16 protein-coding genes are annotated in these 16,533 nt (G+C 58.9%); 6 read left to right on the top strand and 10 right to left on the bottom strand.

Going from position 1 to position 16,533, the window contains the following annotated elements:
- Positions 1-78 precede the first annotated feature (78 nt).
- Together AC0IXS_RS19985 and AC0IXS_RS19980 are read left to right on the top strand one after the other, a co-directional pair.
- Positions 79-435 carry a hypothetical protein gene (locus AC0IXS_RS19985; RefSeq protein WP_043305741.1) on the top strand — a complete coding sequence of 119 codons (357 nt, stop codon included), beginning with the start codon at positions 79-81 and terminating at the stop codon, positions 433-435.
- A 347-nt stretch (positions 436-782) separates the two neighbouring features.
- Positions 783-1,526 (top strand): hypothetical protein, encoded by a 744-nt coding sequence (locus AC0IXS_RS19980; protein ID WP_235806318.1) that lies wholly within the window; start codon positions 783-785, stop codon positions 1,524-1,526.
- A 43-nt stretch (positions 1,527-1,569) separates the two neighbouring features.
- Here the strand turns inward: AC0IXS_RS19980 and AC0IXS_RS19975 are convergent, their stop codons facing one another.
- Positions 1,570-1,992 carry a flagellar protein FlhE gene (locus AC0IXS_RS19975; protein WP_241088902.1) on the bottom strand — a complete coding sequence of 141 codons (423 nt, stop codon included), beginning with the start codon at positions 1,990-1,992 and terminating at the stop codon, positions 1,570-1,572.
- Positions 1,993-2,318: 326 nt separating this feature from the next.
- On the opposite strand from AC0IXS_RS19975, the gene AC0IXS_RS19970 reads away from it, so the two are divergent.
- The gene (locus tag AC0IXS_RS19970; protein WP_057411141.1) at positions 2,319-3,539 is read left to right on the top strand and encodes a glycosyltransferase family 4 protein; all 1,221 of its coding nucleotides are present in this window, start codon (positions 2,319-2,321) and stop codon (positions 3,537-3,539) included.
- Here AC0IXS_RS19970 and AC0IXS_RS19965 read toward each other — a convergent pair.
- The 3 genes from AC0IXS_RS19965 to AC0IXS_RS19955 form a co-directional block, all read right to left on the bottom strand.
- The gene (locus tag AC0IXS_RS19965; RefSeq protein WP_057411142.1) at positions 3,508-4,611 is read right to left on the bottom strand and encodes an NADH:flavin oxidoreductase; all 1,104 of its coding nucleotides are present in this window, start codon (positions 4,609-4,611) and stop codon (positions 3,508-3,510) included. The genes AC0IXS_RS19970 and AC0IXS_RS19965 overlap by 32 nt on opposite strands.
- A 176-nt stretch (positions 4,612-4,787) precedes the next feature.
- The gene (locus AC0IXS_RS19960) at positions 4,788-5,276 is read right to left on the bottom strand and encodes a glutathione peroxidase (RefSeq protein ID WP_122668459.1); all 489 of its coding nucleotides are present in this window, start codon (positions 5,274-5,276) and stop codon (positions 4,788-4,790) included.
- Between the two features lie 130 nt (positions 5,277-5,406).
- Positions 5,407-5,892, bottom strand: coding sequence for an FKBP-type peptidyl-prolyl cis-trans isomerase (locus AC0IXS_RS19955; RefSeq protein WP_004885134.1), 486 nt, complete (start codon positions 5,890-5,892; stop codon positions 5,407-5,409).
- Between the two features lie 13 nt (positions 5,893-5,905).
- Between AC0IXS_RS19955 and AC0IXS_RS19950 the strand changes: the two genes are divergently transcribed.
- The 3 genes from AC0IXS_RS19950 (at position 5,906) to AC0IXS_RS19940 (ending at position 9,342) form a co-directional block, all read left to right on the top strand.
- Complete coding sequence (locus AC0IXS_RS19950) at positions 5,906-6,211, top strand: DUF3565 domain-containing protein (RefSeq protein WP_122409190.1); 306 nt, start codon at positions 5,906-5,908, stop codon at positions 6,209-6,211.
- Positions 6,212-6,288: 77 nt separating this feature from the next.
- Positions 6,289-8,379, top strand: coding sequence for a phosphate acetyltransferase (gene pta / locus AC0IXS_RS19945; RefSeq protein WP_004885136.1), 2,091 nt, complete (start codon positions 6,289-6,291; stop codon positions 8,377-8,379).
- 63 nt (positions 8,380-8,442) lie between these two features.
- Positions 8,443-9,342, top strand: a complete 900-nt coding sequence (locus tag AC0IXS_RS19940) for an acyltransferase (protein WP_191957969.1) — start codon at positions 8,443-8,445, stop codon at positions 9,340-9,342.
- Positions 9,343-9,853: 511 nt separating this feature from the next.
- On the opposite strand, the gene AC0IXS_RS19935 is transcribed toward AC0IXS_RS19940, so the two are convergent.
- The 6 genes from AC0IXS_RS19935 to rutR form a co-directional block, all read right to left on the bottom strand.
- Complete coding sequence (locus tag AC0IXS_RS19935) at positions 9,854-10,558, bottom strand: YiaD family glycine zipper/OmpA-like lipoprotein (protein WP_057409378.1); 705 nt, start codon at positions 10,556-10,558, stop codon at positions 9,854-9,856.
- A gap of 96 nt (positions 10,559-10,654) precedes the next feature.
- Entirely contained in the window at positions 10,655-11,581 is a 927-nt protein-coding gene (locus AC0IXS_RS19930) for an ABC transporter permease (RefSeq protein WP_122668457.1), read from the bottom strand.
- Positions 11,581-12,696, bottom strand: coding sequence for an ABC transporter permease (locus AC0IXS_RS19925; protein WP_057409380.1), 1,116 nt, complete (start codon positions 12,694-12,696; stop codon positions 11,581-11,583). Before AC0IXS_RS19925 ends, AC0IXS_RS19930 begins: the two co-directional genes overlap by 1 nt.
- Positions 12,689-14,203: an ABC transporter ATP-binding protein gene (locus AC0IXS_RS19920; RefSeq protein WP_449122022.1), complete on the bottom strand. Its 1,515-nt coding sequence runs from the start codon at positions 14,201-14,203 to the stop codon at positions 12,689-12,691. Before AC0IXS_RS19920 ends, AC0IXS_RS19925 begins: the two co-directional genes overlap by 8 nt.
- A complete protein-coding gene (locus AC0IXS_RS19915) occupies positions 14,200-15,291 on the bottom strand; it encodes a BMP family ABC transporter substrate-binding protein (protein ID WP_057409382.1) in 1,092 nt (363 codons plus the stop codon). The genes AC0IXS_RS19920 and AC0IXS_RS19915 overlap by 4 nt, the downstream gene beginning before the upstream one ends.
- Before the next feature lie 315 nt (positions 15,292-15,606).
- Positions 15,607-16,350, bottom strand: coding sequence for a pyrimidine utilization regulatory protein R (gene rutR, locus AC0IXS_RS19910; RefSeq protein WP_449122023.1), 744 nt, complete (start codon positions 16,348-16,350; stop codon positions 15,607-15,609).
- Positions 16,351-16,533: the final 183 nt, after the last annotated feature.

Here is a 16,533-nt window from a genome sequence, read left to right as displayed (position 1 = left end):
AGCTTTCAATCAACCTGTTCATGCAAGGCCGCAACGCAGCCACATGAAGACACATGAACTTGACAAGGAAGTTAGATCATGACGACGCAACACAACCCAAATGTACTCGCCAAGCAAGGCAATGCCGAAGATATCAAAGCGCAGATCCGGGAGTTTCTGGTCGGCCAGCTGTCCGAGTGGGGCATCGATCCGGACGAAGCGTTCATCAATGGCATGGGCACCAGTGTCGGAGAAAGGATGGTCATCTTTTCCCGCTCCATCAGCGAAGACGCGTGGCACCGCGTTTATGAAAACGATGAAGTTGAGTACGCCGACGGGCCGGACAGCGGACTGTTCAGCGTTCAGTATTCATTTGCCGACGAACACCGCATTGCCGAGCCAAGTCTGGACAAGGTCGCTGAGCTGATCAATCAACTGGTGGCCGACTTCGGCTGATGCATGCCTGAGGCCACTGTCCGGGCTACACTCCGGACAGTGGCCTTATAGAGATAACAGGACATCAGTGATCTTCAGCTCTTCAGTAAATACGGCAATCAGAACAATCTTACAGCTGACTGTACAAACTCTTACACCCACTCACCCTTACATATAGAACTGCGGCAAACTTTTACCCGAAGCGGAAAAAGTCTGCCTCCCGCCGACACTTGCTACGTGTAGGCATCGTATGTAGGACGATAATAGTTAACTCAATCTTTCCTGCCTCGTTCTTGTAGGACCTTAAAGAAACTCCAAAACTGGCATTCGACTTGCTCTGCATCCTGAACCACACGGAGGGCAACGCCATGGAAACTCAAACACTATCGGCCGCGTCACAAAGCGGCAAAACACGTCAACCTGCGGGAATGGAAAAAGCTGCGCAATCTCGATCAGGCCAGTTTTCTCAAATATTGAAACGTGCAGAGTCATCCAGACAGGAACGCTCGATAACGCCTGCCTCCGCGACGCTGAGTCGCCCGGTTCAACCGCGCTCCTCGTTCTTTATGCAGAACATGAGTATCGAGCAGCGCAGGTCTGCAGTTGAAGAGAAGGGCTTTTCGGCAAGGCCTGCGGCGATGGAGAGAGTCTCTGCGTCCATGGCGGTTCAGGCTGGAAGGTCAAAGGAGACCTTTGCCATCACCTCTCAAGCGTTGAATCAGGCAGGCAATACTGGATTCCTGATTTCCCCAACCGGCTTTGATGTTGAAAGATCAAATGGCAACGCTCAAAAAAGACAGATGCTTGAAGAGGCGAAAAGCGAACCTAATAGTGTGCACAATATTATCGAAAGCCTCTTGAAAAACACGTTGACTTTCGAACTTCTTGACATTACAGATTACCCGGTCATTCGCTACGCAGCCACTGGCGAACCTGTGACCAAAGAGTCTCGCAACTATTATTCAAACACGCTTACGTCAATCCTTGAGCAAAGGACCCAGCTGTATGGAGCTGTAAAAAAACGAGGTGCCACTGATATGGAAACGCTTGAAACGTTACTGAATTTTAATGACAGCCTGCCCCATCGTTTCAGAAAGATGGCGAACTGGTAGGCAGCGCCCCGTCATGAAGCATTTTCAAGACGGGGCTTATTCTTTACCAACTCACTATTATGTTACCCACCTGCCCGGCAACAGGCACTCGCCCCGCACCACCAATTCTCAACGTGTACATAAAGGGGCGATTAGCTATTTGCAGATTAAATGCTGCGCTCGAACCTCGCCTCTGACGAGAGATGTCCACACACGGACTGGGAACCTGACACAGATAAACCTCCAGCCCTTGAGGCCAGCCCGTCACATTCCAGTTCCAGCTTACATTTTTAATCACCGCACCCGGTGGCACACCTCTGCCAACGGGCAAATCAGCCTTGTATAAATAATCTTTCGAATGTATCACAGGCAATCTGACCGACGACTGATAGCTGCCGGCGACAGTCGTTCCTGAAAAAACGCAGAGTGCCAATGCAATTCCTGCGGCCGAGCGAGTACGCTTCAATTTTTTGAAGTCAAATTTCATTTATTCAATCCTTGAGTAATTTCCATAACAGCCGAACGGACACTGCCGAACCACTGCGTAGCGGTAGACGGATATAAAAATCCGATAACCAGACGTTACTCAAAAAATGAACAAATAAGAGTTTAAATAAATACCGCAAAGAACTTAACGAAAAAACTCACCTTTTCTTAAGACGGAGATTAACGTCATGTAGTCCCTGCAACAGACTTGGCTTGAACATGGCATCTGAAACCACAACCTGACACACACCCGCCCCGAAGCACCCGATCACAAATCCATCACAAACCCGCCACATAACCGACATGTCTACGGTCGAAACTCTTCCTATGAGCCAATCCCTGCATGTCACGCTTATCACTGAAACCTTCAGCCCCGAGATCAATGGCGTTGCCAACACCCTGGGGCGGCTGTGCGACGGCTTGCGCTTGCGCGGGCATCGGGTCGAGCTGATCCGACCGCGCCAGAGCGAGGACACTGTGTCGAGCGCAGCCGATGATCTGATGCTGTGCCGGGGCTGGCCGATTCCGGGCTATCCGGGATTGCAGTGGGGGCAGTCGTCGATGCACAAGCTGTTGCGCCGCTGGCAGCGCAAACGGCCGGATGTGCTGTATATCGCCACCGAGGGGCCGCTGGGGCTTTCTGCGTTACGAGCCGCCAGACGACTGGGGATAGCGGTGGTGAGCGGCTTCCACACCAATTTTCCTCAATACACACAGCAATACGGCATGGGCTTCATCACTCGCCTGATCACCCATTACCTGCGCTGGTTCCACAATCGTTCGCGGATCACGCTGGTGCCCAGCGTCAGCCAGAAAGTGGAGCTGGAGCGGCGCGGTTTCGAGCGGATCGAGCTGCTGTCGCGGGGCGTGGACAGTCAGCTGTTTCACCCTTCACGGCGCTCACAGTCCTTGCGCGAAAGCTGGGGTCTGGGGGCGAATGACACGGGCGTGATTCATGTCGGCAGGCTCGCACCGGAGAAGAATCTGGGGCTGCTCAAGGCCAGTTTCGAGACCTTGAAGGCGAGTTACCCGCAGCGCAACCTCAAGCTGATCATTGTCGGCGACGGGCCTCAGCGGGCGTGGCTGGAGCAACAGATCCCGGAAGCGATTCTCTGCGGCACGCAACGGGGCGAGGCGCTGGCGACGCACTATGCGTCAGGCGACATGTTTCTGTTTCCAAGCCTGACTGAAACCTTTGGCAACGTGGTGCTGGAAGCATTGGCGTCCGGCCTGGGCGTGGTTGCCTACGATGAAGCGGCCGCCGGGCAGCATATTCGTCACGGCCACAATGGCGCGCTGGCCATGCCCGGAGATGAAGCGGCGTTCATAGACGCCGCGCTCTGGTTGCTGGAAGACAGCGAAACCCTGCGCCGCGTGCGCCTGAATGCCAGGCAGCACGCAAGTCGTCAGGGCTGGGCGGCAATCATCGATCAGTTCGAACGGCAACTGCTGGACGTCTCCCCGCCTCGGGAAAGCGTGACTGAGGTCGAGGTCGCAAAGGTTGCTCGTCAGACCATCAGACCAACGTCGTCAGTGCCTCTCGACTGAACGGCAGAATGTCCTGCTCGCGCCCTTCGCGCACCTTGACTGCCCAATCGGGATCGACCAGCAGTGCACGCCCTACGGCGACCAGATCGAACTCATCGTTGCCCAGCCGCTGCAGTAGATTTTCCAGGCTGGCCGGCTGGGCCACCTTGTCGGTGTTGACCATGAATTGCAGGAACTCGCCGTCCAGGCCAACACTGCCAACGGTAATGGTCGGTTTGCCGGTCAGTTTGCGCGTCCAGCCTGCCAGGTTCAGATCAGAGCCTTCGAATTCCGCTTCCCAGAACCGACGTGTCGAGCAGTGAAAGATATCCACACCGGCGTCCGACAGCGGCTGCAGGAACTCACCCAGCGCCTGGGGAGTTTGCACCAGACGTGCGGTGTAATCCTGCTGCTTCCACTGTGAGAAACGGAAGATGATCGGGTAGCCCGGTCCGACCGCAGCGCGTACAGCCTGAATCAACTCGATGGCAAAGCGCGAACGGTTGGCGAGGCTGCCGCCGTATTCGTCGGTGCGCTGGTTGCTGCCCTCCCAGAAAAACTGGTCGATCAGATAGCCGTGAGCACCATGGATCTCCACGCCATCCATGCCGATGGCCTTTGCATCCGCTGCTGCCTGCGCGAACGCGGCTACCACTTCATCAATGTCCTGTTTGCTCATGCCGTGGACCAGCACTTGCCCGTCCTTGACCTTTTCCATCGGCCCGTAGGCAGGCACGCTGCCGTCCGGCTCGGTGCCGAGACGACGTACCGCGCCGACATGCCAGAGCTGCGGGGCGATCTTGCCACCTTCGGCGTGCACGGCATCAACCACGTTCTTCCAGCCGGCCAGCGGCGCTTCACCGAAGAACTGCGGGACGTTGGGATAGCCATTGGAAGCCTTGTGGTTCACCGTCGTACCTTCGGTGATGATCAGACCGACGCCTGCGGCTGCCCGACGCCGGTAATATTCGACGACCTTCGAGTTCGGCACATGGCCGGGCGAGAACGAGCGCGTCATAGGCGCCATGACCACACGTGACGATAATTCCAGGCTGCCCAGATGAAAGGGTTTGAACAAGGCTTTTACCGGCATGCGCGGGTCTCCAACGAGAGTTGAGGGATAGCGATTCGGCGAAGAATGCCGGATCAGAGGCGCAGCATAGGGCGGACCGGGAGCGCAGGCCCAGTACTATTGATTTGACTGATTTTAGTACAGAAGCGGTAAAAACATGGGGTGGCCAAAGAGTCGGAGGCCACCCGGAAGGCTGATCAGTTCAGACCCAGCGCTTTTTCGATTGCCAGAATGACGGCAGAATCATCAGGCGCTGTACGCGGCGAGAAACGTGCGATGACTTCGCCGCTCTTTCGAACGAGAAACTTTTCAAAATTCCAGGTGATATCACCGGGATACTCGGCACCCTCACCCGCCAGCAGGCGATAGAGCGGATGACGATGCGGACCGTTGACCTCAAGCTTTTCGCCCAGAGGAAAGGTCACGCCGTAACTGAGCTCGCAGAACTCGGCAATTTCCTGTTCGGTGCCCGGCTCCTGGCCCGCAAACTGGTTGCAGGGCAGTCCCAGAATCATCAGGCCCTTGTCCTTGTATTGCTGGTACAGGTTCTCGAGCGCTGCATACTGCGGTGTGAGACCGCACTTCGAAGCGACATTGACAACCAGAACCGCCTTGTCCTTGAACGGAGCCAGTGACAGCTCCTGACCATCCAGCGCTTTCAGCTTGATGTCGTGAAAAGCACTCATGAACAACCCCCTTGAAACCCGAGCCTTGCGCCAGAACCCGAAAAGGCGCAATGACCGTACGCGAAACGAAAGTCGTCATCGCAGAACGGCCAGAGCGCCTTTGTCAGTGATCTGAGCTTAGCAGCACAAATCAGTGATGATGGCCGCCTTCGCCATGAACGTGGCCATGAGCTACTTCTTCTTCGCTGGCATCACGAATGTCCACGACTTTCACTTTGAAGTTCAGACGCTGACCGGCGAGTGGGTGGTTGCCGTCGACAGTGACGTCATCGCCGTCCAGATCGCGAATGGTCACGATCTGCATGCCGCCGTCAGGGCCGGAAGCATGAAACTGCATGCCGACCTGAAGCTCGTCAACGCCTTCGAACATGCTGCGGCTCAGGGTGCTGACCAGTTCGGCGGAGTATTCGCCGTAGGCTTCTTCCGGCTCGATGGCGACATCCAGCTCATCACCAACATTCTTGCCTTCCAGTGCCTTTTCGAGGCCCGGAATGATGTTGCCAGCACCTTGCAGGTAAACCAGCGGCGCGCCACCGGTGGAGCTGTCGATGACCTCACCAGCGTCGTTGGTCAGGGTATAGTCAATGGAGACAGCCTTATTGGCGGCGATCGGCATGGGGACAAGACCTTTGCTTAAGATTGAAGAACGAGCAAGTTTAACCAAGCCATCGCCCGAAAGCGAACGCAACTCTGACAGACGGGCCCAATTGGAAAAGTCAACGGTCATCGATTTCCGGCAGGACGAAGAAGGACACTGGGTTGCAATGCTGTCCTGCGGACACACGCAGCACCTTCGTCACCAGCCGCCGTGGCAATCGCGGGCCTGGGTGCTGGACCCTGCTAAACGCCAACAGAAAATAGGTCAGGGCTTTCACTGCGGCTGGTGTGCGAAAGCTGCAGATAACGATAGTCTTGGCAAAGAGGATCCGCATTAGACGGTTCCCGGTCTTTTTACGGTTGTCGGCTGTTCACCTTCGCCACTGCCCTTGCACTGCTCAATCGAGAAGCCAGTATGCAGACGTTCTTCATCGCCCCCACGGATTTTGGCGTGGGGTTGACCTCCATCAGCCTCGGGCTGGTGCGCACTCTGGAGCGCGCCGGCCTGAAAGTCGGTTTTTTCAAGCCGATCGCCCAACCGCATCCCGGCGATCTGGGCCCGGAACGCTCGACCGAACTGATGGCCCGCACCCACGGCCTCAAACCGCCCAAACCGCTTGCTCTGGCGCACGTCGAACGCATGCTGGGCGACGGGCAGCTGGACGAGCTGCTTGAAGAAATCATCAATCTTTACCAGCAGGCCGCCGTCGGCAAGGATGTGCTGGTAGTCGAAGGCATGGTGCCGACACGCAGCGCCAGCTATGCCGCGCGGGTCAACCTGCACTTGGCCAAGAGCCTGGATGCCGAGGTGATTCTGGTGTCCGCGCCGGAAAACGAGGTGCTGACCGAGCTGTCCGGACGGGTCGAATTACAGGCTCAGTTGTTCGGCGGCCCCAAGGACCCGAAGGTGCTTGGCGTCATTCTCAACAAGGTGCGCACCGACGAAAGCATGGAAGTCTTCGCCGCTCGTCTGAAGGAGCACTCACCACTGCTGCGCAATGGCGATTTCCGTCTGCTGGGCTGTATTCCCTATCAGGCCGAACTCAACGCGCCGCGTACCCGTGACGTCGCCGAATTGCTGGGCGCTCAGGTGCTCAACGCAGGCGATTACGATCAGCGTCGCATGTCGCGGATCATTATCTGCGCGCGAACCGTGCTCAATACGGTGCCTCTGCTCAAGCCGGGCGTGCTGGTGGTGACGCCGGGCGACCGCGACGACATCATTCTCGCCGTAAGCCTGGCCGCCATGAATGGCGTGCCGCTGGCGGGTCTGTTGCTGACCAGCGACACCGTCCCCGACCCGCGCATCATGGAATTGTGCCGCGGCGCGTTACAGGCAGGACTGCCGGTGCTGTCAGTGAGCACCGGCTCCTACGACACGGCTAACCGCCTCAATCAGTTGAACAAGGAAATCCCCATTGATGACCGCGAGCGTGCGGAAATCATCACGGATTTCGTCGCCAGCCATCTGGACGCCAAGTGGCTGCACCAGCGCTGTGGTACGCCGCGCGAATTGCGCCTGTCGCCAGCGGTGTTTCGCTATCAATTGATCCAGCGTGCGCAGGCCGCCAACAAGCGCATCGTACTGCCGGAAGGCAACGAACCGCTGACCATTCAGGCGGCCGCGATCTGTCAGGCCCGCGGCATTGCGCGCTGCGTACTGCTGGCCAAGCCTGAGGAGGTGCAAGCGGTTGCACAGGCCCACGGCATCGAGCTGCCACCGGGGCTGGAAATTCTCGACCCGGACCTGATTCGCGAGCGCTACGTTGCGCCGATGGTGGACCTGCGCAGAAGCAAAAGCCTGAACGCGCCCATGGCCGAGCAGCAACTTGAAGATCCGGTGGTGATCGGCACGGTCATGCTGGCGCTGGATGAGGTCGACGGGCTGGTGTCGGGCGTCGTTCACTCCACTGCAAACACCATTCGCCCTGCCCTGCAACTGATCAAGACCGCGCCGGGCTGCACGCTGGTGTCGTCCGTGTTCTTCATGCTGTTTCCCGAGCAGGTGCTGGTTTATGGCGACTGCATCATGAACCCGCACCCGAGCGCCAGCGAACTGGCCGAGATTGCCTTGCAAAGCGCCGACTCCGCCATCGCGTTCGGCATCTCGCCCCGCGTGGCGATGATCAGCTATTCGAGCGGCAATTCGGCCAGCGGCGAAGAAGTCGAGAAAGTCCGCGAAGCCACGCAACTGGCTCGCGAAACCAAGCGTGATCTATTGATCGACGGACCGCTGCAGTATGATGCCGCCGCCAACGAGCATGTTGCCCGGCAACTGGCACCTGACAGCCCGGTCGCGGGGCGCGCCAACGTGTTTGTGTTCCCGGATCTGAACACTGGCAACACCACGTACAAGGCGGTGCAGCGCAGCGCCGACTGCGTGAGTCTGGGCCCGATGCTGCAAGGCCTGCGCAAGCCGGTCAACGATCTGCCGCGTGGCGCTCAGGTCGACGACATCGTCTACACCATTGCGTTGACTGCCATTCAGGCCGACACACTGGCCTGATAAACACCCAGGTGCCGCAGGCAAATCTGCGGCATCCCACTCTTCTGCGGAGCTTTATCCTTCATGGATTTCCTGCCTGCCCCATTGCGCGGCGTCCTCGCCTCGCTGCTGTTGGCACTGAACACCGTCGTCTGCTGCACGGTGCTGTTCGTGGTCACGATCTTCAAGATCTGCCTGCCCTTCTCTGCCGCCCAACGCCTCACCGACTGGATGATGAGCCACATTCAGGAAACCTGGATCGGCAATAACAATGCGTGGATCAGACTGCTGTGCAACACCCGCTGGCACCTGACCGGCCTCGATGGGCTGGACTACAAGCACTCGTATCTGGTGACCAGCAACCATCAGAGCTGGGTCGACATCATGGTGCTGCAGTACGTGTTGAACCGCCGTATCCGACCGTTGAAGTTCTTCCTCAAGCAGGAACTGATCTGGGTGCCGGTGATTGGTCTGGCATGGTGGGCGTTGGGCTTTCCGTTCATGAAGCGCTATTCCAAGGCGTACCTGGCCAAGCATCCCGAGAAAAAGGGCAAGGACCTGGAAACCACCCGTCGCACGTGCGCGAAGTTTCGTCACAACCCGGTGGGTATCTTCAACTTCGCAGAAGGCACGCGCTTCACGCCGGGCAAGCATGCCGAGCAGAACTCGCCGTTCCGCCATTTGCTGAAACCCAAGGCGGGCGGCATTGCCTTCGTGCTGGATGCGATGGGCGAGCAGCTTGAGTCGATCATCAACGTAACCATTCACTATCCCGCTGGCCGGCCGGGCTACTGGGACTTGCTGTGCGGTAGAGTGAAAGACGTGGTCGCCCATTTCGAAGAGATCAGAATCCCGCAGCAGTTCGTGGGCAAGAACTACGATCAGGACGGCGAATACCGCCTGGAATTCCAACAGTGGATCAACGCGCTGTGGGAAGAGAAAGACCAGTTTCTGGAGCGAATGCACGAGCAGTATCGCGGTTGATTCATGATCGTACCCGTGCTCTGCGCTCATCGCTACACACAAGTCGGCCTCGACACTGATCGTGCCCATCGCTCCGCGTGGGCATGCCTCCCGTGACGCTCCGCGTCACAAATGGCACAGATTGCGGATTCAGTAAGCCGAGCGCATGACGTGGATAACGCTGGAGCTTGGGCTAGCATCTGCGCCACATTCGATAGCGGACGCGGAGCGTCCTGGGAGGCATTCCCACGCGGAGCGTAGGAACGATCAGCGTGATCTCATGCACGCCGATCATGCCCTCAGCGTTATACCCGAGTCTTGCTGCGACCACGGACTGTGGGAGGCGGCTTGCCGGCGATGCTTTTTCTGAAGCGATCTATCAGTGACTTAACTGACGCCATCGCCGGCAAGCCGCCTCCCACGGGGTATGCATTCAGTCAGCCACTTTCGTTTTGCCCACCATTTTGCGCGTCTTGCGGACTTGTGTATAACGATGAGCGCGGCGCATGGGCACGATCATCAGTAAGGGAGCTTACTGCTGGTATTGCTGATATTGCTGACCCGGAATCGGCTTGAGGTTGACCTCTACGCGACGGTTCTGGGCGCGGCCGTTGGCGTCGGCGTTGCTGGCGATTGGCTGGTCGGGACCGGCACCGCGTACTGACAGATGAGCCTGATCGACGCCCTGCGAGGTCAGGTAGGTCGCGACGCTCTGTGCGCGCTGCTGGGACAGGTCCATGTTGTGCTGACGGCTGCCGGTGCTGTCGGTGTAGCCGATGATTTCAATGTTGCTCTGGTTGAATTGCTTCAGCGAATTCGCCAGGTTGTTGAGCGGGGAATAGAAGCTGCTGGCAATCGCCGACGAGTCGGTGGCGAAGGTGATGTTGCCCGGCATGATCAACTTGATCTGATCACCCTGACGCTGCACCTCGACACCGGTATTGGCCATGCTCGCACGCAATGCCGCTTCCTGTTTGTCTGCATAGTAGCCATAGCCTGCCGATGCAGCACCCACCACGGCAGCGCCGATCAGTGCGCCTTTGCCGCGATTGTTATGGTCGATGGCCGCACCAGCCACCGCTCCAGCCAAGGCACCCAGCCCGCCGTATTTGGCAGTCTTGTTCATGCCACCGGAGCTTTGAGCCTGACCCTGATTGTCATAGGGATTGGACGTCGCACAGCCGGAAAGCATGGCCACAGCGGTGGCTGCAATAATCAAACGACGAGACATGAACATTCAGAAGCTCCTGGGTTGGACGAACGCTAATGACCGATTAGAGCATGGCGCCTGTCAAAAATTCCTTAACCCGGCCTGAACCGTCCGCCTGCAGAGTCATCGCCGCTCTTCACGAATATACGGCTCACCCAGCGCACCCGGCTGGCTTGAGGACTGTCGCCTGCCAGCGGCTACCCAGACCATCACCAGCAGGGTGACGGCATAGGGTGTCATCAACACGAAGTACTGCGGCAGCTTCACGCCGGTTGCTGCCAGTTGCGGAATCAACGCTTCGATGCCACCAAACAGCAATGCTCCGGCCAGAGCACGCCAGGGCGACCAGCGTGCAAAGATGACCAGTGAAACAGCAATCCAGCCGCGCCCGCCAGTCATGTCGGCGATCCACATCTTGGTGCTCAGCACCGCAATGAAACCGCCCGCCAGCCCCATCAGCGCAGAGCCTGCCACAATGGCTGCCAGCCGATAGCCCAACACCGAAATACCCGCCGCGTCGGCGGCCTGTGGGTTTTCGCCAACCGCACGCAAACGCAGACCGGTGCGCGTGCGCTCCAGCAACCAGACCACGGCGAAGAAGATCAACACGGTCAGGTACACCAGCGGATTCTGGACAAACACCTTGCCCACCAAGGGCAGCTCAGACAGCGGCCACAACTCCACGGCCTGCAGACCGCTGACCGGACGATTGGTCCAGCCCAGCAGCGTACCCAGCAAACCGGTCAGTCCCTGGCAGAAAAACACCAGCGCCAGCCCGGCGATCACCTGGTTGATCCGCAACACCAACACCATCAAGGCGAACAGCAACGACACCACGCCCGCCGCCGCCATCGAGGCCAGCAGCGAAATACCGGGCGAGCCGACACTCAATTGCATGCCGATGCCCGCCAGCGCGCCCACCAGCATCATGCCTTCGACGCCCAGCGCCAGCACGCCGCTGCGTTCGATCAGGATCAGGCCAAGCGCGGCCAGGGCGAAGGGCACGGCAAAATCCGGAGCGCTGCCCAACCAGTGAGAAAGAAGGTCCATCAGCGTGCTCCTGCCTGAATGCGTCGCAGGCGATGACGAATGAAGAAATCGGACGAGGCCACGCAGATCACCAGAATCGCCTGGATCAATTGCACCATCGAAAACGGGATCTGGTAGAACACCTGCAGGTTGCGCCCCGCCACGAACAGCATGGCAATCAGCAACGCCACAATCGTTGCAGCCACTGGATTGTTGCGCGCCAGAAACGCGATGAGGATCCCGGAAAAGCCATAACCCTGATAGAACGACTGGGTCAAACGACCCTCCTGTCCCGAGGTCACGACAAACCCGGCAAGCCCCGCCAGTGCGCCCGACAGCAGCACAGTGCCCATGATCATCTTGCGCACCGGCACGCCTACGGCACCGGCCACTTTCGGGTTGGCATCGACAAAGCGCAGGTACAGACCGGCTCGGGAAATGCCGATGAACCACAACGTCAGCAGCATGACCAGCAGCGCCAGAACAATCGCCGCGTTGTACCCGGCGAACAGGTCAGGCAGACGTTCGAAACTGCGCAATGCAGGCGAGTACGGAAAGTTGTCCCGTGGATCTTTCCAACTGCCGTAGACCAGATGCAGCAGAAAGTTGGCGGCGATGTAATTGAGCATCAGGGTCGAGATGATTTCATTGACCTGCCACTTCAGCTTCAACAGGATCGGCCCCAGGCTCCAGAGCATCGCGCAGACGATGGCAGCCGCCATCATCAACGGCAGCCGCAAAAGGTCCGGCCCCACGTCAAACAGCGAAATGGCCGTGGCACCGATGGCGCCCCAGATCATCTGCCCTTCCAGCCCCAGGTTCCAGAACCTCGCCCGGAATGCCATGCAGCCTGCCAGACCGACCATGATCATGGGCGAGGCCTGAAACAGCACGGCCTTGAAGTTCTGCGCATCGAATACGGTCTGCATGACGAACTCATTGAGCAGCTCATCCGCAGGAACGCCCGCCATGATCAGAATGGCGGTGCAGATGGCCAAGCCGACCAGCAACGCCAGCGCAATGATCAGCGCTTGCAGCGGCCAGCCTGTTTGCTGGCGTAGTTCCAATGTGTAGCGTCGCGACAGCAAGGGGCTTCGCGGCGCACTGCCTGCGTGCAAAACAGTCGATTCAGTCATGACTCACCATCGCTTTGCCTATGGCCTGACGGTCGGCGGGATGCTCGAACTCGGCGACGATACGCCCGCCGTTCATTACCCCGATCCGGTCAGACAGGGTCAGAACCTCGTCAAGGTCTTCACTGATCACCAACACGGCGGCACCTACATCACGCGCCGCCCGCAGCCGGTCGTGCACGGCCTGAGTGGCGCGAACATCCAGGCCCCGGCTGGGGCTGTGGACCAGCACCAGTTGTGGGTCGCGGCTGAACTCTCGAGCGATCACCAGCTTTTGTGCGTTGCCACCCGACAACAGCGCGGCCTTCTGATCGAGCGAACGCACGCCCTGCACATCGAAATCCACAACGGCCTTTTGCGCGTCCTGCTTCAGACGCGAGTAGCGCATGCGCCAGAACGAACCGTACTGGCCGCCATGGATATTGCCCACGCCAAAGTTCTCGGCCACCGACAGCGAACCGGCCAGCGCCGCGCCGTAGCGATCTGCCGGGATCGAGGCAATGCGCAGTTGACGCCGTTGCTCGGTCGATGCGCTGCGCAGATCACCGAACTGCGCCAGATGAATCTCGCCTTCGGTGGGCTGTGGCAAGCCCATCAACGCGTTGGCCAGTTCCGCCTGACCGTTGCCGCCGACGCCAGCGATGCCGTAGATCTGCCCGGCACGCAGGGTCATGTTCACACCATTCAGGGCCGTGTTGCCTGAAACACTGCGCAAATCCCGAACCTGCAAACGGACTTCTCCCGCCGCGACAGGACTGCGCTCGCTGACCGGCGCGGAATCGCCCACGGTCAGTTGCACCAGTTGCTGAACGCTGACGCTTTGCGGGTCGAGGGTCTGGATCGTTCTGCCGCCGCGCATCACGGTCACCCGGTCGGCGTAGCGCTTCACGTCGGCCATCTTGTGCGTCACCAGAATCACTGCAGCGCCCTGTCGGGCAAAAGTCTGCACGGTCATCAACAGACGCTCGGCCTCCTGATCGGTGAGCACAGCTGTGGGTTCGTCAAGAATCAGAATGCGCGCACCGGCCAGCAGCACCTTGAGAATCTCCACCCGCTGCTGTTCCGCCACCGACAGGCTGTCGACGCTGCGAGTCGGGTCAAGCACAAAGCCCAACTCCTCGGCCTTGGCGGCAATCTCCTGCTCAAGCGCCCGCAGACGCTTGCGATAACTGCCCTCGCCCGGCTGCTCACGCAGCCCCAACAGAATGTTTTGCGCCACCGTGAACGGCTTCACCAGCTTGAAGTGTTGATGCACCATGCCGATCCGGTAGCGGCTCGCATCCTTGGGGCCTTGCAGCTGAACCGGATTGTCGTCGATGAACAGCGAGCCGGTTTCCGGCGCATACAGCCCGGCGGCAATGTTCATCAGCGACGATTTGCCCGCACCGTTCTCGCCCAGCAGCGCATGGACCTCGCCCCAGTGAGCGGTAAAGTCGGCGTCGATCAGCGCCTTGAAGCCGTCGAACGACTTGCTGATCCCGGTGAGTTGAAGCGCGTTGACCTGACTCATTGCTGAGTCATCACGCCTTCGACGAACCAGTCCATTTTCCACAAGTCAGGGTCGGACAGATGCTGCCCGGCAGCGATGCGCTCCTTGCCGTCGCGATCCGCCATCGGGCCGCTGTAGATGATTTTTCGACCAGCCAGCAGTTCGGCGCGTTCGGCTTCGATCTTCTGCCGGTTGTCCGCAGAAATAATGGGGTCCTTGGTCAGACTGATGTCAGTGCCGCCCTGCTCCATCGACAGCAGCGCGCCATTGGGCGCAGGCGTCCAGTTGCCGGCGATGACTTTCTTGAGTTCAGGCCCCAGGAAACGGTCCCAGACCCAGACCGACGAACAGACGGTAGCCTTGGGCGCGAATTCGCTGAGGTCACGGTGGTGACCGGTGCCGTGAATGCCGCGCTCCTGGGCGACGATCTGCGGTGTGGGACTGTCGACGTGCTGACCGACCACATCGACCCCGTTGTCGATCAGCGCCATGGTCGCCGCACGTTCCTTGACCGGGTCGTTCCAGGCACCCGTGTAGACAACCGTGACCGTGGCCTTCGGATTGATCTGCTTCGCGCCCAGCTCATAGGCATTAATGGTCCAGTTGACCTGACCGAACGGGTTGGCGGCCACAAAGCCCAGCTTGCCGGTTTTCGACGCGGCGCCTGCTGCCATGCCGCACAGGTACTGGCTTTCATAGGTGCGACCGTAGAACGATTCCAGGTTGGGCGCGTTGGTGGTGCCCGAGCCGTTCAGGAACGCCACTTCAGGGTATTTTTTGGCCAGTGTCAGGAAGGTGTCGGAGTAACCAAAAGCCGTGCCGACGATGATGTTCGCGCCACGTGCGATCAGACGGTCAACCACCGGCGTGATGGCAGCCGCGTTTTCAGGAACGCTTTCGACGTACTGGATTTTGGTGTCCAGATCCTTTTCCAGTTTTTGCCGCGCTTCGTCGAATGCCTGGGTCCAGCCGCCGTCGTTGCGCGGACTGATGTACACCATGGCGATTTTCGCCGGGCCTTTGAGGGTCAGCCCTTCTGCCTGGGCAAGACTGCCCATCCCGAACGCAACAGCCGCACACAAAGTCCCGGGCAACAGTTTCTTGTACATAGACGTTTTCCTGAGGGTAATGGCCTGCAAGAACAGCGCGGGGCCGACCCAGCAGGCCATAGCAGCATCCATGCCACTGCAGAAAAGACGTTATGAAACAACGGACTGTAGAAAACAGCATGACCAAAACGGATCAGATGGTCCGATTCAGAGCACTTGGTTTGTGCAGAGTGACCGGTTGCTGCTCAGCCGGGGTGCGTACAGCAGCAGACCAATGTGGAAGCTCTCACCACAGCCTCGACATAACGCTGTCGCACAGCGCTACGTCGAAGACGTGGTGGCGCCTCCCACACTGGATAGCGTTTCGTCAGGGGCTCAAGGCTTTTTTGACGAAGCACCACGCGGCAGGATGCCGTCCAGAATCATGCTGCGCAGACTCTCCAGAACCTCGTCGAAGAACTCGGGGTCATCCAGGGTTCTACCCGTCACCGCCTCGACCTGCGTGCGGAAGTCTGCGTAATGCTGGGTGGTCGCCCACAACGAGAAGATCAGGTGATGCGGATTGATTGGCGCCAACTGGCTGCTGTCGATCCAGTGCTGAATGACCGCGACTTTGGTCTGCACCGTGTCGCGCAGCGGATGCTGCAGCTCACCCTGTATCAGCGGCGCGCCCTGCATCACTTCCATGCAGAACAGCCGGGACTCGGCCGGATGATCGCGGGACATTTCCAGCTTGGCCTTCAGATAGGCACCAATGGCCTGTTGCGGGTCCTTGTCCGCCGTGAAATGCAGCAACGGGCTGAGCCACACTTCCAGCAACTGGCGCAGCACGTTCAGATACAGGTCGTCCTTGCTGCTGAAGTAGTACAGCAGGTTGGTCTTGGACACGTCCGCCAGGCTCGCCACCTGATCCAGGCTGCTGCCATGCACGCCGTAACGGGAGAAGATTTCCAGCGCAGCATCGAGAATCACGCTGCGCTTGCCTTCCATGAGCCGCAGTCGTCGCTTGAGGGCGGACGCACTGGGCTCGCGGGTCGCCTTGACTGCCTTGTCGGGCTTGACCTTGCGCACGCGTTTGCTCGCGGGCTCTGTCACGGGAGGTTTCTTGTTCACGCACATCCAACCAGTGATCCCTAAATGAGCAGGCATCTTAACGGGCGGACACACTTTGTCGATATGGATGCGAACCGCGCCGCGCATTTATCCGCCGCACGCCCCATCAGCGTGCGCTTTGCACAAACCAAGTGCTCTAATCCAGACCAAATGGTCCGAAATAAACAAATTAATTTCCTAACCATTTGA

Source organism: Pseudomonas sp. AC016 (genome assembly GCF_979253365.1).
Note: the sequence above shows the minus strand (reverse complement) of the source record. Positions and strands in the feature narration are given on the sequence as shown.

Excerpts from the sequence above, each read along its gene's own strand:
- AC0IXS_RS19930 (WP_122668457.1), bottom strand. The coding sequence starts at position 11,581 with ATGGACCTTCTTTCTCACTGGTTGGGCAGCGCTCCGGATTTTGCCGTG.
- AC0IXS_RS19940 (WP_191957969.1), top strand. The coding sequence starts at position 8,443 with ATGGATTTCCTGCCTGCCCCATTGCGCGGCGTCCTCGCCTCGCTGCTG.
- AC0IXS_RS19975 (WP_241088902.1), bottom strand. The coding sequence starts at position 1,992 with ATGAAATTTGACTTCAAAAAATTGAAGCGTACTCGCTCGGCCGCAGGA.
- AC0IXS_RS19935 (WP_057409378.1), bottom strand. The coding sequence starts at position 10,558 with ATGTTCATGTCTCGTCGTTTGATTATTGCAGCCACCGCTGTGGCCATG.
- rutR (WP_449122023.1), bottom strand. The coding sequence starts at position 16,350 with ATGTGCGTGAACAAGAAACCTCCCGTGACAGAGCCCGCGAGCAAACGC.
- AC0IXS_RS19920 (WP_449122022.1), bottom strand. The coding sequence starts at position 14,203 with ATGAGTCAGGTCAACGCGCTTCAACTCACCGGGATCAGCAAGTCGTTC.
- AC0IXS_RS19960 (WP_122668459.1), bottom strand. The coding sequence starts at position 5,276 with ATGAGTGCTTTTCACGACATCAAGCTGAAAGCGCTGGATGGTCAGGAG.
- AC0IXS_RS19965 (WP_057411142.1), bottom strand. The coding sequence starts at position 4,611 with ATGCCGGTAAAAGCCTTGTTCAAACCCTTTCATCTGGGCAGCCTGGAA.
- AC0IXS_RS19925 (WP_057409380.1), bottom strand. The coding sequence starts at position 12,696 with ATGACTGAATCGACTGTTTTGCACGCAGGCAGTGCGCCGCGAAGCCCC.
- AC0IXS_RS19970 (WP_057411141.1), top strand. The coding sequence starts at position 2,319 with ATGAGCCAATCCCTGCATGTCACGCTTATCACTGAAACCTTCAGCCCC.
- AC0IXS_RS19985 (WP_043305741.1), top strand. The coding sequence starts at position 79 with ATGACGACGCAACACAACCCAAATGTACTCGCCAAGCAAGGCAATGCC.
- AC0IXS_RS19980 (WP_235806318.1), top strand. The coding sequence starts at position 783 with ATGGAAACTCAAACACTATCGGCCGCGTCACAAAGCGGCAAAACACGT.
- AC0IXS_RS19915 (WP_057409382.1), bottom strand. The coding sequence starts at position 15,291 with ATGTACAAGAAACTGTTGCCCGGGACTTTGTGTGCGGCTGTTGCGTTC.
- AC0IXS_RS19955 (WP_004885134.1), bottom strand. The coding sequence starts at position 5,892 with ATGCCGATCGCCGCCAATAAGGCTGTCTCCATTGACTATACCCTGACC.
- pta (WP_004885136.1), top strand. The coding sequence starts at position 6,289 with ATGCAGACGTTCTTCATCGCCCCCACGGATTTTGGCGTGGGGTTGACC.